Source organism: Streptomyces sp. NPDC050988, assembly GCF_044456225.1.
In the GTDB taxonomy this organism is placed as follows: Bacteria; Actinomycetota; Actinomycetes; order Streptomycetales; family Streptomycetaceae; genus Streptomyces.
This window is the reverse complement of sequence record NZ_JBITFQ010000021.1, coordinates 20,859-37,329: the sequence shown is the minus strand read 5'-3', so window position 1 is coordinate 37,329 and position 16,471 is coordinate 20,859. Positions and strand designations below refer to the sequence as shown.

Genomic DNA, 16,471 nt, shown 5'->3' with positions numbered 1-16,471 from the left:
TAGACGGTACGAGCCAAAGCCTCGACGCATTATTCGTCGCCGTATCCAAGATTCGCTTATGATCGAAGGGTGATCGAGGCCCGTCATCTCCGTGTGCTGCGTGCCGTCGCCGCCACCGGCTCCTTCTCCGCGGCGGGGCGCGAACTGGGCTGCACCCAGCCCGCCGTCAGCCAGCAGATGAAGGCCCTGGAGGCGTCCGTCGGCACGCCCCTGCTGATCCGCACGGGCCGCGAGATGCGTATGACCCAGGCCGGCGAGGCTCTCGTACGGCATGCCGCGGGCATCATCGCCGGGCTGGCGGCCGCCGAGGAGGAGGTCGCCGCGATCGCGGGCCTGCGGGCCGGCCGGGTCCGGCTCGTCTCCTTCCCCAGCGGCAGTTCCACGCTCGTACCGGCCGCGCTCGCCGCCCTGCGCGCCGCGCACCCCGGCACCCGCGTCTCCCTGGAGGAGGCCGAGCCGCCGCGCTCGGTCGAGATGCTCCGCGAGGGCGACTGCGACGTCACGCTCGCGTTCCGTTACGAGGGCGCGGCGGTCGCCGAGGAGTGGGACGACCTGGTGGTACGGCCCCTGCTCAAGGACCGGCTCGTGGGCCTGGTCCCCGAGGGGCACCGGCTGGCCCGCGCACGGGCGGTCGCCATCGGCGAACTCGCCGACGAGCCGTGGATCGCCGGCTGCCCCCGCTGTCGCGGCCAGCTGGTCGAGGTCTGCGAGAGCGCGGGCTTCACACCCCGTATCGACTTCGCGACCGACGACTACCCGGCCGTGGTCGGCCTGGTCGGAGCGGGCCTGGGGGTCGCGGTCCTGCCGGAGCTCGCCATCGAGTCCGTACGCCCCAGGGGTGCACGCACGGTGATGGTCGAACCCGCGCTGCGGCGGGAGATCGTCGCGCTCACGCTGCCGGACCTCGCTCAGGTGCCCGCGGTGGCGGCCACGTTGGATCACCTGGCCCGGGCCGCGGCGCGCTGACCCGTCGGAGAGCCGCGGCGCGCGGACTCGTCGGGAAAGTGGCTGACCTGATGGAAGGCCGGCCTGTTGGGGGCTTATCTGTCGGAAAGTGGGGGCACGCGCGCGTGCCCGTTCGAAGAAACGTTCCTTCAGTGATGTGACGGAGTGCCTCCGCCGGACGTCGACGCCGACGCCGAGACCAGGCGGTTGCGCGCCCGCCCCATGAGTTCCTCGCGCTCGTCCTCGGTGAGGCCGCCCCACACGCCGTACGGCTCGCGCACCGCCAGTGCGTGCGCCGCGCACTCCGCGCGTACCGGGCACCTCATGCAGACCTCTTTGGCCGAGTTCTCACGAGCGCTCCGTGCCGCACCGCGCTCGCCCTCCGGGTGGAAGAAGAGCGAGCTGTCGACCCCGCGGCAAGCCGCGAGGAGCTGCCAGTCCCACAGATCCGCGTTCGGTCCGGGAAGGCGGGAGAAATCTGCCATTTCGTTGTCCCCTTGTAGCCGTTCTGGGCGGTTACGTGCCCATGACCGTACATCTACGATCTAAGGAGATGAAAATATGACTCATTGCGAATCTAGCCTCAGACACCAGTAAATGGGAAGAAAAGCGGCTAAATGGGGCATAGGTTGTGATGAAACCTTGAGGGTCCGCCGTGGGTGTCTCCACCGTGTCCGTGCCCTCACGTAGAGTGCCGAACGTGGCTCACCGCCCCGTAACTCTTTCGGGTGACCGTCGTTGAGAGTGCGGAGGCGGTTGAAAGAACAAGCGCTCGGGCAAGCGTCCGAGAGCGTCAACCGCACAGGTGACGATTCGTACCAGCCTGGAGGCTCAAGGTGACGCGCATCAGCTGCGGAGGACGGCCATGACATCCGTCCTCGTCTGCGACGACTCCCCGCTTGCCCGAGAGGCGCTCCGCCGTGCGGTGGCGACCGTGCCCGGCGTAGAGCGCGTGACCACGGCGGCCAACGGCGAGGAAGTCCTCCGCCGCTGGGGTGCCGACCGTTCGGACCTGATTCTGATGGACGTACGCATGCCCGGTCTGGGCGGCGTGGAGACGGTCCGGCGGCTGCTGTCCGCCGACCCCGGTGCGCGCATCATCATGCTCACCGTCGCCGAGGACCTGGACGGTGTCGCGCTCGCGGTCGCCGCCGGTGCCCGTGGCTATCTCCACAAGGACGCCTCCCGGGCGGAACTGCGTGCGACCGTCACCCAGGCCCTCGCCGACCCGACCTGGCGGCTCGCGCCGCGCAGACTGCGGTCGGCCGAGATGGGTGCGGCGCCGACGCTCACCGCGCGTGAGATCCAGGTCCTGGAGGGCATGAGCCACGGCCGGTCGAACGCGGAGATCGGCCGTGAGCTGTTCCTCTCCGAGGACACCGTCAAGACCCACGCCCGACGGCTCTTCAAGAAGCTCGGCGCCTCGGACCGCGCGCACGCGGTGGCGCTCGGGTTCCGATGGGGCCTGGTCCGCTAGGTGAACCGCCGCGGGGGTACGGGTGTCCCCGCCCGCCGCACGGCGGGTGGGGCCGGACCCGACGGGGGATCGAAACCGGCCGTTCCGGCGGGCGATCCCCGTTTCCCGGCGGATGCCGCATCCTTGAGGTGTGGAGTTCCTCGGGAACGAGTCGGTCGAGCGGGAGGGGAGGGCGCAGGAGATGAGTTCCGGCGCACCTGCTCATAACGCTTCGGTGCACAACTACGGACGCGGTGCCACGGACAGGACGACGCCAAGGCACCATGGACCGATGCGTGACGACGAGGCGGCCACTGCCCAAGGGGCAATCGGTGCGCTCGTCCATCGCGCGGTCGACGGAGACGAACAGGCCACGCACGACCTGCTCGCCCATGTCCATCCCCTCGCGCTGCGCTACTGCCGTACACGGCTGTCCCGACTGCCGGGTGACGCACGGCACTTCGTGGAGGACCTGGCGCAGGAGGTCTGTGTCGCGGTGCTCCTCGCACTGCCGCGGTACAAGGACACCGGGCGCCCCTTCGAGGCCTTCGTCTTCGCCATCGCCGCGCACAAGGTCGCCGATCTGCAGCGCGCCGCGATGCGCCATCCCGGCTCGACGGCCGTGCCGTCGGACGAGATGCCCGAGCGGCCGGACGACTCGCTCGGCCCCGAGGAGCGTGCCCTCCTCAGCAGTGACGCCGAGTGGGCCAAGAAGCTCATGGCCAACCTCCCCGAGAACCAGCGGGAGCTCCTCCTGCTGAGGATCGCGGTGGGCCTCACGGCCGAGGAGACGGGCCAGATGCTGGGGATGTCACCGGGCGCCGTCCGTGTGGCCCAGCACAGGGCGCTGAGCCGTCTGCGGGCACTGGCGGAGCAGTAGGCAGGCAGCAGTAGGCAGGTGGACTTCGCGGGCTTTGCCGGGCTTCTGGGCGTGGCTCCCGGGCGGGGCGCCGGGTCGATGCGGTGGTCGGACGACTGGTGGGCCCGGGCTCAGGTGCGGTCGGACGGCCGGTGAGTCAGACCGATGTGCTGCGGTCGCGCGACCGCAGCGCCGTGCCTGTGCGCGGCAGGTCGGCCGGCGCCCCCGGGGTCGGTGATCACCGTGTGAGCCTCCCGGCAGGGTGTGCTTTCTCATGAGTACGGCAAATTTTTTCCGCCGTCCCGGGCGAGGCGCGCGGCGGCGACGCGGGGCACGGCCCGCCCAAGGCCCGTGCCCCCGGCGGGCGGGGCGCCGGATGAACGCGGCGGTCGTCCTCCACGTACGAAGCTACGAAGCCCAGGGGCACCCGTAACCGTGGAATGAGAGAGCCATGCTTCCCGTTAGCATGGACATCCGCACCGATCAAGGCCATTTGGGGAAGGTGTCATGACTGCAAACGTCGACGGAGTGCCCGAGAAATTCGCGACACTCGGGCTGACCTACGACGACGTGCTGCTGCTGCCGGGCGCATCCGAGGTGCTGCCGGGCGCGGTCGACACCTCGTCCCGGATCTCCCGCAACGTGCGCGTGAACATCCCGCTGCTGTCCGCGGCGATGGACAAGGTGACCGAGTCGCGCATGGCGATCGCCATGGCCCGGCAGGGCGGTGTCGGCGTACTGCACCGGAACCTGTCCATCGAGGACCAGGTCAACCAGGTCGACCTCGTGAAGCGCTCCGAGTCCGGCATGGTCACCGACCCGATCACGGTGCACCCGGACGCGACGCTCGCCGAGGCCGACGCCCTGTGTGCCAAGTTCCGGATCAGCGGCGTGCCGGTCACCGACGGCAACAAGAAGCTGCTCGGCATCGTCACCAACCGTGACATGGCCTTCGAGACCGACCGCTCCCGTCAGGTGCGCGAGGTCATGACCCCGATGCCCCTGGTCACCGGCAAGGTCGGCATCTCGGGCAACGACGCCATGCAGCTGCTCCGCCGCCACAAGATCGAGAAGCTTCCGCTGGTCGACGACGCGGGCATCCTCAAGGGCCTCATCACGGTCAAGGACTTCGTGAAGGCCGAGAAGTACCCGAGCGCGGCGAAGGACGGCGAGGGCCGTCTCCTCGTGGGTGCCGCCGTCGGCGCGAGCCCCGAGGCCCTGGACCGGGCGCAGGCGCTCGCCGAGGCCGGTGCCGACTTCCTGATCGTCGACACCTCGCACGGGCACAACAGCAACGCCCTCAACTGGATGGCGAAGATCAAGTCGAGCGTCGGCGTCGACGTGATCGGCGGAAACGTCGCCACGCGCGACGGCGCCCAGGCCCTCGTCGACGCCGGTGTCGACGGCGTCAAGGTGGGCGTGGGCCCCGGCTCGATCTGTACCACCCGCGTGGTCGCCGGCATCGGCGTCCCGCAGGTCACCGCCATCTACGAAGCCGCCCTCGCTGCCCGCGCCGCGGGCGTCCCGGTGATCGGCGACGGCGGACTGCAGTACTCCGGAGACATTGGCAAGGCGCTGGCCGCCGGCGCCGACACGGTGATGCTCGGCAGCCTCCTCGCCGGCTGTGAGGAGTCGCCCGGCGAGCTGCTCTTCATCAACGGCAAGCAGTTCAAGTCGTACCGCGGTATGGGCTCGCTGGGCGCCATGCAGTCCCGCGGCCAGGGCAGGTCGTACTCGAAGGACCGCTACTTCCAGGCCGAGGTCGCCTCCGACGACAAGCTCGTGCCCGAGGGCATCGAGGGCCAGGTGCCCTACCGCGGCCCGCTGGCCAACGTGCTGCACCAGCTCGTCGGCGGACTGCGCCAGACCATGGGCTATGTGGGCGCCGCCTCCATCGACGAGATGGAGACCAAGGGCCGCTTCGTACGGATCACGTCGGCGGGCCTCAAGGAGAGCCACCCGCACGACATCCAGATGACGGTCGAGGCGCCGAACTACAGCCGCAACCAGTAGTCGCCACCCAGCCGACACCTACGACAGGGGCGGTCCCGGAGCATCCGGGACCGCCCCTGTCGTAGGTGTCGGGGATACTGGGAGGCGCAGAAGCGAAGAGGGAAAGGCCACACACGTGACTGAGATCGAGATCGGGCGCGGCAAGCGCGGCCGCCGGGCGTACGCCTTCGACGACATCGCCGTCGTCCCGAGCCGCCGTACGCGAGACCCGAAGGAGGTCTCGATCGCCTGGCAGATCGACGCCTACCGCTTCGAGCTGCCGTTCCTGGCGGCCCCCATGGACTCGGTCGTCTCGCCGGCCACCGCCATCCGTATCGGTGAGCTCGGCGGCCTGGGCGTCCTGAACCTCGAAGGCCTCTGGACGAGGTACGAGGACCCGCAGCCGCTCCTCGACGAGATCGCGGAGCTGGACGCGGACACCGCCACCCGCCGTCTCCAGGAGATCTACGCGGCTCCCATCAAGGAGGAGCTGATCGGGCAGCGCATCAAGGAGGTGCGCGACTCGGGCGTGGTCACCGCGGCCGCGCTCTCCCCGCAGCGCACCGCCCAGTTCTCCAAGGCCGTCGTGGACGCGGGCGTCGACATCTTCGTCATCCGCGGTACGACGGTGTCGGCCGAGCACGTGTCCGGTGCCTCCGAGCCGCTCAACCTGAAGCAGTTCATCTACGAGCTGGACGTCCCGGTCATCGTCGGCGGCTGCGCCACGTACACGGCGGCCCTGCACCTGATGCGTACGGGAGCCGCGGGCGTGCTCGTCGGCTTCGGCGGAGGTGCGGCGCACACCACGCGCAACGTGCTGGGTATCCAGGTCCCGATGGCCACCGCGGTCGCCGACGTGGCCGCGGCCCGCAGGGACTACATGGACGAGTCCGGCGGCCGGTACGTGCACGTGATCGCGGACGGCGGTGTCGGCTGGTCCGGCGACCTCCCCAAGGCGATCGCCTGCGGCGCCGACTCCGTGATGATGGGCTCCCCGCTCGCGCGCGCCACCGACGCGCCCGGCCGGGGCCACCACTGGGGCATGGAGGCCGTCAACGACGAGCTGCCGCGCGGCAAGAAGGTCGACCTCGGCACCGTCGGCACCATCGAGGAGGTCCTCGCCGGACCCTCGCACACGCCCGACGGTTCGATGAACTTCTTCGGCGCGCTGCGGCGGGCCATGGCCACGACCGGCTACAGCGAGCTCAAGGAGTTCCAGCGGGTCGAGGTCACTGTGGCGGACTCGCAGCACAAGCGGTGACGCCGCGCCGGGCCCGGTTCGGCTCGGCCTGAACTGACGAAGGGGCCCGGTCGCTCACTCACGTGGGTGACCGGGTCCCTTCGCGTGTTCAAGTGGCCCTGGTGGGGCGTGTTTTGTGGCAGGGGGCGCGTGGTTGCGTTCGGGGCGAATGCGTGACTTGAGGCCGTAGTGGAGCGGTAACGTCCCTGTTTGGCGACCCGGTTCTCCGGGCCGCCCCCTTCCAAGGAGCACTGTTCCGGACCCCATGACCCGGGGGCCCGGCCCTGAGTTCCAATGGACCGTCCACCGGGCAAATGGGCGGCGTCATGGAAGGGGGCGTGCCCATGGGCCGTCACCGCAAGCCCACACGCTGGGACCGACTCCGTCTGCGGACGGTGAAGTGCCGGAGGAGGTGGATCTTGCGGATTTTCGGATGGTGAGCGGCCGCCCCCATGAGAGCTAGGGGCGGACACTCCGTGAACCATCCTGGAGCCTGCCGCAGTACCCGCTGCGGTGGGCTCCACCTTTTGTACGGTACCGGCGTGGAGCGCTCGGGGCCACCAGCCGCAGAGGCTCAGGACCGCCCCGCGCGCCCCTGTCACAACCTGTGCGCCGCCCCCGTAGGCGTAGCCCCCCGCGTGTCCAGCAGCAGCTGTGCCTTCACCGACAGCCCCTGAAGGTCGTACGTACGGTGTTGCTGGAGGAGGATCGTCAGGTCCGCGTCGGCTGCCGCCTCGTAGAGGGAGTCCACGCGGGGGACCGGGCGGTCGAGGATGCTCCAGGACGGGACGAGCGGGTCGTGGTAGCTGACGGCGGCGCCGAGTTCCATCAGGCGGGTCGCGATCTCCTTGGCGGGGGAGCCCTGTTGGTCGGCGTGGTCGGGCTTGTAGGTGATGCCGAGGAGGAGCACGCGGGCGCCGCGGGCGGACTTGCCGTGCTCGTTGAGGAGCGTGGCCGCGCGCTGGATGACGTACTGGGGCATGTGGTTGTTGACCTGCTGGGCCAGTTCGACCATGCGCAGGGAGCGGGTCCTCGGGCCCGCGAGGTCCCGGGGGACGGCGTGGCCGCCGACGCCGGGGCCGGGGCGGAAGGCCTGGAAGCCGAACGGCTTGGTCTCGGCGCAGCGGATGACGTCCCACAGGTCGACGCCCAGGTCGTGGCAGAGGACCGCCATCTCGTTGACGAGGGCGATGTTGACGTGCCGGTAGTTGGTCTCCAGGAGCTGCACGGTTTCCGCTTCCCGTGGTCCACGCGCGCGTACGACCTTGTCGGTGAGGCGCCCGTAGAAGGCGGCGGCCGACTCGGTGCAGGCGGGGGTGAGGCCGCCGATGACCTTCGGGGTGTTGGCGGGGGTGTGGTCGCGGTTGCCCGGGTCGACGCGGCTGGGTGAGTACGCGAGGTGGAAGTCGCGGCCCGCGCGGAGGCCCGAGCCCTCTTCGAGGAGCGGACGGAGGAATTCCTCGGTCGTACCCGGGTACACGGGGGACTCCAGGATCACCGTGGTGTGCGGTCGCAGGTGTGCGGCCAGGGTGCGGGCGGCGTCGGCCAGTTGGCCCAGGTCGAGCGCGCCGTCCGCGCCACGCGGGGTCGGCGCGCAGATGACCGCGGTACGGACACGGCCGAGTTCGGCCGGGTTGGTGGCCGGCCGGAAGCCCGTCGAGAGCATCCGGCGCTGGTCGGCCGCGGCCAGCGGCGCGGGGTCGCCGCACTGGTAGCCGAGTGTGGAGATGCCGGCGCTGACGGCGGCCTGGGCCAGGGGCAGGCCGAGCTGGCCGAGACCGATGACGGCGAGATCTGCGGGCATGGCGGTGGGCCGTCCTTCCCAGTAACCGAAGGGGGACAAGGGCGCAAGCCCTGTGGACAGAACGGGCGAGTGCAATGTCAGACTAGGAGTAAATATGACCGATTTGCGGGATTGCTCGGCTGTGTTTCTCCGGAAGTCACCGAGAGATATCCACAGGCGGAGGGCTGGTGGTGGCCGAAGGCGGGCAACGGGTTGAGAATTTGGGCATGGGGGATGTGAGCCGGGCCTCGCCGGACGGGTGAGCCCGGCGCGACAGAACAGCGGGAGGCAACTGTGCGGACAGCGACACTGGGACCGGCGGAGCGCGCCGAGTCACTCGCGGGAATGGCCGAGCACGAACTGGATGTGCTGGTCGTGGGAGCAGGCGTGGTCGGTGCGGGCACGGCACTGGACGCCGTGACCCGCGGTCTGTCCACCGGCCTGGTCGAGGCGCGTGACTGGGCGTCGGGCACGTCGAGCCGGTCGAGCAAGCTGATCCACGGAGGCCTGCGCTATCTGGAGATGCTCGACTTCCCGCTCGTACGGGAGGCGCTGAAGGAGCGCGGGCTGCTGCTGGAGCGGCTCGCGCCGCACCTCGTGAAGCCCGTCCCGTTCCTGTATCCCTTGCAGCACAAGGGCTGGGAGAGGCTGTACGCCGGTTCGGGCGTCGCGCTCTACGACGCGATGTCGATGGCGCGCGGCCACGGGCGCGGACTGCCGATGCACCGTCACCTGTCACGCCGTCACGCGCTGCGCGTCGCCCCCGCCCTGAAGAAGGACGCCCTGGTCGGGGCGCTGCAGTACTACGACGCGCAGATGGACGACGCCCGTTATGTGGCGACCCTGGTGCGCACGGCGGCGGCGTACGGAGCGAAGGTCGCCAACCGCGCGCGCGTGACCGGCTTCCTGCGCGAGGGCGAGCGTGTCGTCGGGGCCAAGGTGCAGGACGTCGAAGGGGGCGGGGAGTACGAGATCCGCGCCAAGCAGGTCGTCAACGCCACCGGGGTGTGGACGGACGACACACAGGCGATGGTGGGCGAGAGGGGACAGTTCCACGTCCGGGCGTCCAAGGGCATCCATCTGGTCGTACCGAAGGACCGGATCACCTCGACGACCGGGCTGATCCTGCGTACGGAGAAGTCCGTGCTGTTCGTGATCCCCTGGGGCCGGCACTGGATCATCGGCACGACGGACACCGACTGGGACCTCGACAAGGCACATCCGGCGGCGTCCAGCGCGGACATCGACTACCTGCTGGAGCACGTGAACTCGGTACTCGCCGTGCCACTGACGCGAGATGACGTGGAGGGGGTGTACGCGGGGCTGAGGCCGCTGCTCGCCGGCGAGTCGGACGCCACGAGCAAGCTGTCGCGCGAGCACACCGTGGCGCATCCGGTGCCGGGGCTCGTGGTCGTGGCGGGCGGCAAGTACACGACGTACCGGGTGATGGCCAAGGACGCGGTGGACGAGGCGGTGCACGGGCTCGACCAGCGGGTCGCGGAGTGCGTCACCGAGGACATCCCGCTGATCGGTGCCGAGGGGTACCGGGCGCTGTGGAACGCGCGGGCGCGGATCGCCGCGCGGACCGGGCTCCATGTGGTGCGCGTGGAGCATCTGTTGAACCGGTACGGGGCGCTCGCGGAGGAACTGCTCGACCTCATCGCCGCGGACGCCTCGCTGGGCGAGCCGCTGCCCGCCGCCGAGGACTATCTGCGCGCCGAGATCGTCTACGCCGCCTCGCACGAGGGTGCACGGCACCTCGACGACGTGCTGACACGGCGGACACGCATCTCGATCGAGACCTTCGACCGGGGTACGCGCAGCGCGCGGGAGGCCGCGGAACTCATGGCGCCCGTGCTGGGCTGGGACAAGGACCAGATCGAGCGCGAGGTCGAGCACTACGAGAAGCGGGTGGAGGCGGAGCGCGAGTCGCAGCGACAGCCGGACGACCTGACGGCCGACGCGGCTCGGCTGGGGGCGCCGGACATCGTGCCGTTGTAGGGCGTTGTAGGCGCGGCGCGGTGGTGGAAGGGCGCGGCCGAGGTAGAGGCCCGGCTGTGGTGACGGCCCGGCCGGGGTGACGGGCCGGCGGTTTGTGGCAGGCCTGGGGATCCAGCGGATGTCACCCGAACGAGTGTCCTGAGCTGGGATCTCTGCTCGGAACCCGGTCGTTCTACGGGGTGCGGGGGCAGAACTCGGCGGCGAGCAGGGCCGGTTCGAGGTCGGGGTCTGCGATCGCATCCGTGTTCACGCGGAAGGTGAGGACGCGACGGCCGTCGCGGGTGGCTGCGGTCCGGGACGTAGCTGCCGGTGATACGGCCGTTGTACCCCCACACCGTGGTGCCGCACGGAGGCTTCTCGGAATAGAGGCCCATGCCGTACAAGCCGTGTGCGGTGCCGGTGTCGAGCATCTTGAGCAACTCGCGCAGTCGGCGGGGCGGTGGCAGGCCGCCGGGCCGGATGGCCTCGGCGGGGTGGACGGCGTCGGCCAGGGCGGTGGTCGCGGGAGCCGGATCCCTCGTCGGCCGGCAGGGGGGCCGGGACCTTGCCTCGGGTGGCGAGCTGAGTGAGGGCGGTGTCCGTGGCCGGGGTGCGGGAGTTGTCGAGGCGGTCGAGGTCGGGACGAGGAGTGGCAGGCACGTAGGAGATGAGGAGGGGCACGCACACAGGAAGAGTCAGTAGCGTCGTCAGAGGTGGCATGAGGTCCTTCCTTGTCGCCGCTTGTCATGAGGGACGGGCTCGGCCGGGTGACGGCCGGGGCAGGTGAGGGGCGGCGCGGGGAAGGAATGCTTCCGCGAGGGGGCACCCGGGGCGTCGGGCGGTGCTCGGGTGGGTGACAATGGAGGCTCTGTCAGGGCGGGTTGCATGAGGGGACGCATGTCGGAGGCGGAGCGCGCGGGAGCATCCCGGCAGGACGAGAGCGATCGTCTTCTCGCCGGGCGATACCGGCTGGGAGGAGTCCTCGGACGCGGCGGCATGGGCACCGTGTGGCGGGCCAAGGACGAGACGCTGGGCCGGACGGTCGCGGTCAAGGAACTGCGGTTGCCGGCGCGGATCGACGAGGACGAGAAGCGGCGGCTGATCACGCGGACCTTCCGTGAGGCCAAGGCCATCGCGCGGATCCGGAACAACGGCGCGGTGACGGTCTACGACGTGGTCGACGAGGACAACCGGCCGTGGATCGTGATGGAGCTCGTCGAGGGCAAGTCGCTCGCCGAGGTCATCCGTGAGGACGGGCTGCTCACGCCGAAGCGCGCGGCCGAGGTGGGGCTGGCCATCCTCGACGTGCTGCGTTCGGCGCACCGCGAGGGCATCCTGCACCGGGACGTGAAGCCGTCGAACGTGCTCATCGCCGAGGACGGCCGGGTCGTGCTCACCGACTTCGGTATCGCACAGGTGGAGGGCGACCCGTCCATCACCTCGACCGGCATGCTCGTCGGCGCGCCCTCGTACATCTCGCCGGAGCGCGCGCGAGGGCACAAGCCCGGCCCCGCGGCCGACCTGTGGTCGCTCGGTGGGCTGCTGTACGCGTCGGTGGAAGGCGTGCCGCCGTACGACAAGGGGTCCGCCATCGCGACGCTCACCGCGGTGATGACGGAGCCGATGGAGCAGCCGAAGAACGCCGGTCCGCTTGAGAAGGTCATCTACGGGCTGCTCGTCAAGGACCCCGAGCAGCGGCTCGACGATGCCGGGGCCCGGACGATGCTCACCGAGGTCATCCACGCTCCCGAGCCCAAGGACGAGCCGGAGCCGGCGGACGCGACGAAGGTCGTGCCGTTGCCCGAGCTTCCGGTGGACGCCCCTGCCAAGAAGGGGAGTTCGGGCGGCAGGGCCGCGGGCGGGAGCAAGAAGGGCGAGGAGCCGGTCGAGCGGTTCCGCGGGGCCCTGCGTTCCGTGCGGAAGGGCAAGGGGGCTGCGGCCGCGGCGGTGGGTGCTGCCGCGGTGGCCGGTGCCGGGAAGGCCGGTGCATCCAAGCCCGGTGCCGGGAAAGCCGCGGACACCGAGGCTCCGGTGACGCCGGAGCGGGCGGCGGACGGCAAGGCCGCCGACGCCTCGAAGTCGACTTCAGCCTCGGCCTCGGCTGCCAGTGCGGCCTCCGCCTCCCCCTCCTCCTCTCCCTCCACCCCCGCTCCGCCCTCCTCTTCCCCCGCCGCTTCTGCTGCTGCTTCTGGTTCGGCCGCTGAGGTCGCTCCTCGCTCTGCCTCCGCGGATTCGGCTCGTTCGGCCAAGGGGCGGAATTCTGCTGCCTCCGAGGTGAACTTCAGTTCGGTGGGCGGGAGTTCGGGTGGTGCCGGGGACACGCATCCGCAGACCGTCGCGCCGAAGGCCTCGCTCACCGACGTGGTGCCCCGGCGGACGTTGGTGATCGCCGCCGTGGTCGTCGTGCTGGCCGTGCTGGGCACGATCCTCGCCGTCACGCTCAGTGGCGGCGACGACCCCGGGACCAACGAGAACAAAGGCGGCGACGACAAGTCGGCGTCCAGCGGGGCGAGCGCGGGCAGCGATACCAAGCAGGACGAGAACAGCGGTACCGAAAAGGACAGCGGAGAGAAGACCGACTCCGCCGGCGGGGGCGCGAACACCGGCAGTTCGCCGAGTGCGAGTGCTTCGAGCGGGACCGGCGGTTCGAACGACGACTCCGGCAGCGGTTCGGGCGACGGCGCGGCCGAGACGTACAAGAGCGGGCAGGGGTTCTCGATCGGGCTGCCCAAGGGGTGGAAGTACGAGTCCACGAGTGCGGCCGGGTCCCGGTTCGCCGGTCCTGACGGGCAGAAGCTGCTGGTCGGGTGGACCACGACACCCAAGAGCGACCCGGTGGCGGACTGGAAGAACCAAGAGCAGTTCATGCAGCGGTCGCAGTACAAGCGCATCCGAATAGAGAAGGTGGACTACCGCGGCTGGAACACGGCCGACTGGGAGTTCACCTACGTGGACGGTGGGACGCAGTATCGGTCGATAGACCGAGGGTTCGTCGTCAACGACAGCCTCGGATATGGGCTCATGTACACCGCGAAGGGCTCGAAGTGGGACACCGAGCTTCGTAAAAACACGTGGCAGACGCTTACGAAGTCGTTCGAACCGAAGTCCTGAGGGGCACGAGATTCCTGAGATCTCGTATCTCCTCACTGTGGGTTGCCTACGGCACGTATCGTGAGTGGTTGCGGACCGTACGCAGCCACATCTGCAGCCACAACGGGACGCATGGCGAACGGAATTGACCAACCGGGCGGCCGGGGGAGGCATCGTGGACGACTATGCGGGACGGGTACTCGCCGACCGTTACCGTCTGCCGCTGCCGCCGTCGGACGAGTACGAGTTCGCCGAGACCCGGGCCTTCGACACGTACAGCGGGCAGGAAGTCCTGGTCCGGCAGGTGCCGTTGCCCGAGATCGTCGAGGCGGAGGTGCTCGACGCGGACGGGCTGCCCGACGGGTTCGTGGCCCGGGACGCCGGAGTGCGGCGGCCGTCGGCGCGGACCACGCGGCGGCCCACCGAACCGGCGGTGCGGCGTGCGATCGAGGCCGCGCAGGCCGCGGCCCAGATCCCCGACCACCCGCGGCTCGACCAGGTCTTCGACGTGTTCGCCGAGGGCGGGTCGTTGTGGATAGTGAGTGAGATGGTGGCCGCGCGGCCACTGGCGGCGCTGCTCGCGGAGCGGCCGCTGAGTCCGTACCGGGCCGCCGAGGTGGCCTCCGACGTGTTGACCGCGCTGCGGGTGCTGCACGGCCATGGATGGGTGCACCGGAACATCACCGCGCGCACGGTGCTCGTCTGCGACGACGGGCGCGTGATGCTCACGGGGCTTGCCGCCGGGGCCGCGGAGGAGGCGCTGTGCGGGTACGACCCGGTGCCGGCCGCCGACGGTGAGGGTGAGGCGGGCGGCTCCGGAACGGCGGGCGGTCCGCCAGGGCAGACAGGGCCCGCTGGTTCGGCCGGTTCTCCTGGTCCCACAGGCTCCTCCGGGCCTCACGGCCAGCTCGGCCGGGGCGGCCAGCATGGCCAGCAGGGGCCGTCCCAGCAGGGCGGTTCCGGTGGTGTGCCCGGGGCGCGGGGCGCCGGTGGCGGTCGTGCCGCCGTCGAGGCCGTGCCCGGGGGTGGCGGAGGGCTGTCGCCGGTCACGCGGGCACAGGCGTCGGCCGCGGGGCAGCGGGCGCTGGACGCCGGCGGTGATGTGCGGGCCGCGCGGGCCGGGGCCATCGCCGCCTACCGCGCGGGCGCGCGGGCCGCGGCCCGGGTGCAGGAGGAACAGCGGGGCGGCCGGAACCCGGCGTTGCCCGCGCCGCGCTCCCGGCCCGCCGAGGGCGAGGCCGAGGCCGAGGTCGGACAGACCTCCGGGCTCGGGCTGGAGCACACCGGCCTTGAGCACACCCCGCCGCCGGGGCAGATCGCCGACCCGTACGGGGTGGGGCGGACCAGTTCCTGGCACGGCGCGGCGCCGCGCCACGGTGCCCCCGCGCTGGGCGGGAACGGACAGAACCAGCAGCCTCCCGCGCTGCCCGGCGCCGGAAGCAGCGGTAATGGGGGCAACGGGGGCAACGGGGGCAACGGAAGCGGCGTACCGGGCCACGGTGACGGCACCGGATTCCCCGGGAACGGGAATGGCGTGTCCCACACCGGGACCGGCAACGGCATCGCCGGCCACTTCGCCAACACCACTGACCCCGCCTACAACACCGACCCCGCCTACAGCACAGAGGCGGCCTACACCACAGACCCGGCCTACAGCGCGGACCCCGCGTACGCGGCTGGTCCTTCCCACTCCACCGGCACCGCCACCGAGGCCCCCAGCCAGTGGAGCCGGCTGACCGCCGACCCCGCTCCCGCCGCCCGTCGGGGCCCTGCCACCGCCCTGGCGGCCGAGCGGGCCCGGCAGGCGCGGATGGCTGTCGTCGGACCCGTCACCGAGCGCTGGGCGCCCGAGCAGGCCGGACCGGTGCACGAGAACTGGCAGTTGGCGGCGCCGATCGGGCCCGCGACCGACCTGTGGGCGTTGGGGGCGCTGCTCTTCCGGGCCGTTCAGGGGCACGCGCCCTACCCCGAGGAGAACACCGCCGAGCTGGTGCAGCTGGTGTGCGCCGAGCCACCCGCGTTCGCCGAGGAGTGCGGGCCGCTGCGGCCGGTCGTGGAGTCGCTGCTCCGCCAGGACCCCACCGAGCGGCTGGACTTCGAGGAGCTGCGCGGCTGGCTGCGTTCGCTGGTGCGGTCGGCGCCCGAGCCGGAGGCGGGGACGTACGTCGTGGCCGCGCCGCCCGTGGATCCCAAGCGGCTGCCCGTCGTGCGCCGCCGGGGCGAGCTCGTCCGAAGGCGTCGCGCCGGGCTGCCCGACACCAGCCCGCACGGCCGCCACAAGCGGTCCAGGCGGGAGGCCAAGCCCCGGCGGCTCGGTCGCACGCTGCTTCTGCTGATACTGCTGGCCATGGCGGCGGCCGTCGCGTATGCCGTGGCCTTCATGCCCAAGTCCGACAGCGCCGGTGAGCGGACCGGTTCCGCGGGGGACCTCGTCAGTCCGACCCCGGGGCACTCGGCCGACACGGACACCGGCACGGACGGGAACGCGGGCACGGACCCGCAGGACGAGAAGTCGCCGAGCAAGGAGAACAGCCCGACGCAGTCGCCCAGTTCCAGCACGCAGACCACCGGACCCGAGGTCGCGCAGGGCTTCACGCTGCGCAAGGATTCCGAGGGCTTCCGCGTCGCGGTCGCCAACGGCTGGGACCGGACGGGGAAGAACGGCCGCGGCCAGATCGTCTACTCCCAGGGCGACTTCGAGCTGCTGGTCGTGCCGGGCCGCGACACGACCAGCGAGTACGGCACCGATCCGATGACGTACCAGCGTGAGGACGAGCGCGAGTTGCAGCCGTTCCGCGACTCGACGTGGGCCACGTCCAGCGGGATGCGGCGCATCGAGGTGGGCGGACGGACCATGGCCGAGGGGCAGTTCACCTGGCAGGACTCCCAGGGGCGCGAGGTCTTCGTACGCAATCTCGCGATCATCGTCGACGGGCGGTATCACGTGGTGCAGGTGCTCGGTCCTGAGGCCGAGCGGGACGAGGTGACGCGGCTCTACGAACAGGCCGCGGCGACCTACCAGGCCACTGGCTGACGTCCGGCAGACCGCTCGCTGACGTCCGGCAGCCCGCTCGCCGGCGGTCCGGCAGGTCACTCGCCGACGTCCGATTGTCGGGTGGCAACCGC

The 16,471-nt window shown here is 71.0% G+C and carries 10 protein-coding genes and 1 pseudogene; 8 read left to right on the top strand and 3 right to left on the bottom strand.

Annotated features, from left to right (window positions below; genetic code table 11):
• Positions 1-69 precede the first annotated feature (69 nt).
• On the top strand, positions 70-966 hold the full coding sequence (locus ACIBEI_RS33435) for a LysR family transcriptional regulator (protein WP_398893961.1): 897 nt from the start codon (positions 70-72) through the stop codon (positions 964-966).
• A 128-nt stretch (positions 967-1,094) separates the two neighbouring features.
• Here the strand turns inward: ACIBEI_RS33435 and ACIBEI_RS33430 are convergent, their stop codons facing one another.
• Positions 1,095-1,430 (bottom strand): WhiB family transcriptional regulator, encoded by a 336-nt coding sequence (locus tag ACIBEI_RS33430; RefSeq protein ID WP_189837172.1) that lies wholly within the window; start codon positions 1,428-1,430, stop codon positions 1,095-1,097.
• A 380-nt stretch (positions 1,431-1,810) separates the two neighbouring features.
• Here ACIBEI_RS33430 and ACIBEI_RS33425 point away from each other — a divergent pair, with 380 nt between their 5' ends.
• From ACIBEI_RS33425 to ACIBEI_RS33410, 4 genes are all read left to right on the top strand, one after another.
• Positions 1,811-2,422: a response regulator transcription factor gene (locus ACIBEI_RS33425; RefSeq protein WP_003948568.1), complete on the top strand. Its 612-nt coding sequence runs from the start codon at positions 1,811-1,813 to the stop codon at positions 2,420-2,422.
• Between the two features lie 271 nt (positions 2,423-2,693).
• On the top strand, positions 2,694-3,281 hold the full coding sequence (locus ACIBEI_RS33420; protein ID WP_266497194.1) for a sigma-70 family RNA polymerase sigma factor: 588 nt from the start codon (positions 2,694-2,696) through the stop codon (positions 3,279-3,281).
• Between the two features lie 486 nt (positions 3,282-3,767).
• A complete protein-coding gene (gene guaB / locus ACIBEI_RS33415; protein WP_398893960.1) occupies positions 3,768-5,273 on the top strand; it encodes an IMP dehydrogenase in 1,506 nt (501 codons plus the stop codon).
• A 115-nt stretch (positions 5,274-5,388) separates the two neighbouring features.
• The gene (locus tag ACIBEI_RS33410; protein WP_055612678.1) at positions 5,389-6,513 is read left to right on the top strand and encodes a GuaB3 family IMP dehydrogenase-related protein; all 1,125 of its coding nucleotides are present in this window, start codon (positions 5,389-5,391) and stop codon (positions 6,511-6,513) included.
• 577 nt (positions 6,514-7,090) lie between these two features.
• Here ACIBEI_RS33410 and ACIBEI_RS33405 read toward each other — a convergent pair.
• On the bottom strand, positions 7,091-8,296 hold the full coding sequence (locus ACIBEI_RS33405; RefSeq protein WP_398893959.1) for a nucleotide sugar dehydrogenase: 1,206 nt from the start codon (positions 8,294-8,296) through the stop codon (positions 7,091-7,093).
• A 273-nt stretch (positions 8,297-8,569) separates the two neighbouring features.
• On the opposite strand from ACIBEI_RS33405, the gene ACIBEI_RS33400 reads away from it, so the two are divergent.
• On the top strand, positions 8,570-10,276 hold the full coding sequence (locus ACIBEI_RS33400) for a glycerol-3-phosphate dehydrogenase/oxidase (RefSeq protein ID WP_398893957.1): 1,707 nt from the start codon (positions 8,570-8,572) through the stop codon (positions 10,274-10,276).
• Between the two features lie 172 nt (positions 10,277-10,448).
• Here ACIBEI_RS33400 and ACIBEI_RS33395 read toward each other — a convergent pair.
• Positions 10,449-10,773, bottom strand: a pseudogene (locus ACIBEI_RS33395) (serine hydrolase); the annotation flags it as partial.
• A gap of 379 nt (positions 10,774-11,152) precedes the next feature.
• On the opposite strand from ACIBEI_RS33395, the gene ACIBEI_RS33390 reads away from it, so the two are divergent.
• Both ACIBEI_RS33390 and ACIBEI_RS33385 read left to right on the top strand, forming a co-directional pair.
• Positions 11,153-13,366: a serine/threonine-protein kinase gene (locus tag ACIBEI_RS33390; RefSeq protein WP_398893956.1), complete on the top strand. Its 2,214-nt coding sequence runs from the start codon at positions 11,153-11,155 to the stop codon at positions 13,364-13,366.
• Positions 13,367-13,520: 154 nt separating this feature from the next.
• Positions 13,521-16,379 (top strand): protein kinase, encoded by a 2,859-nt coding sequence (locus tag ACIBEI_RS33385; RefSeq protein ID WP_398893955.1) that lies wholly within the window; start codon positions 13,521-13,523, stop codon positions 16,377-16,379.
• The last annotated feature ends 92 nt before the right edge of the window (positions 16,380-16,471 follow it).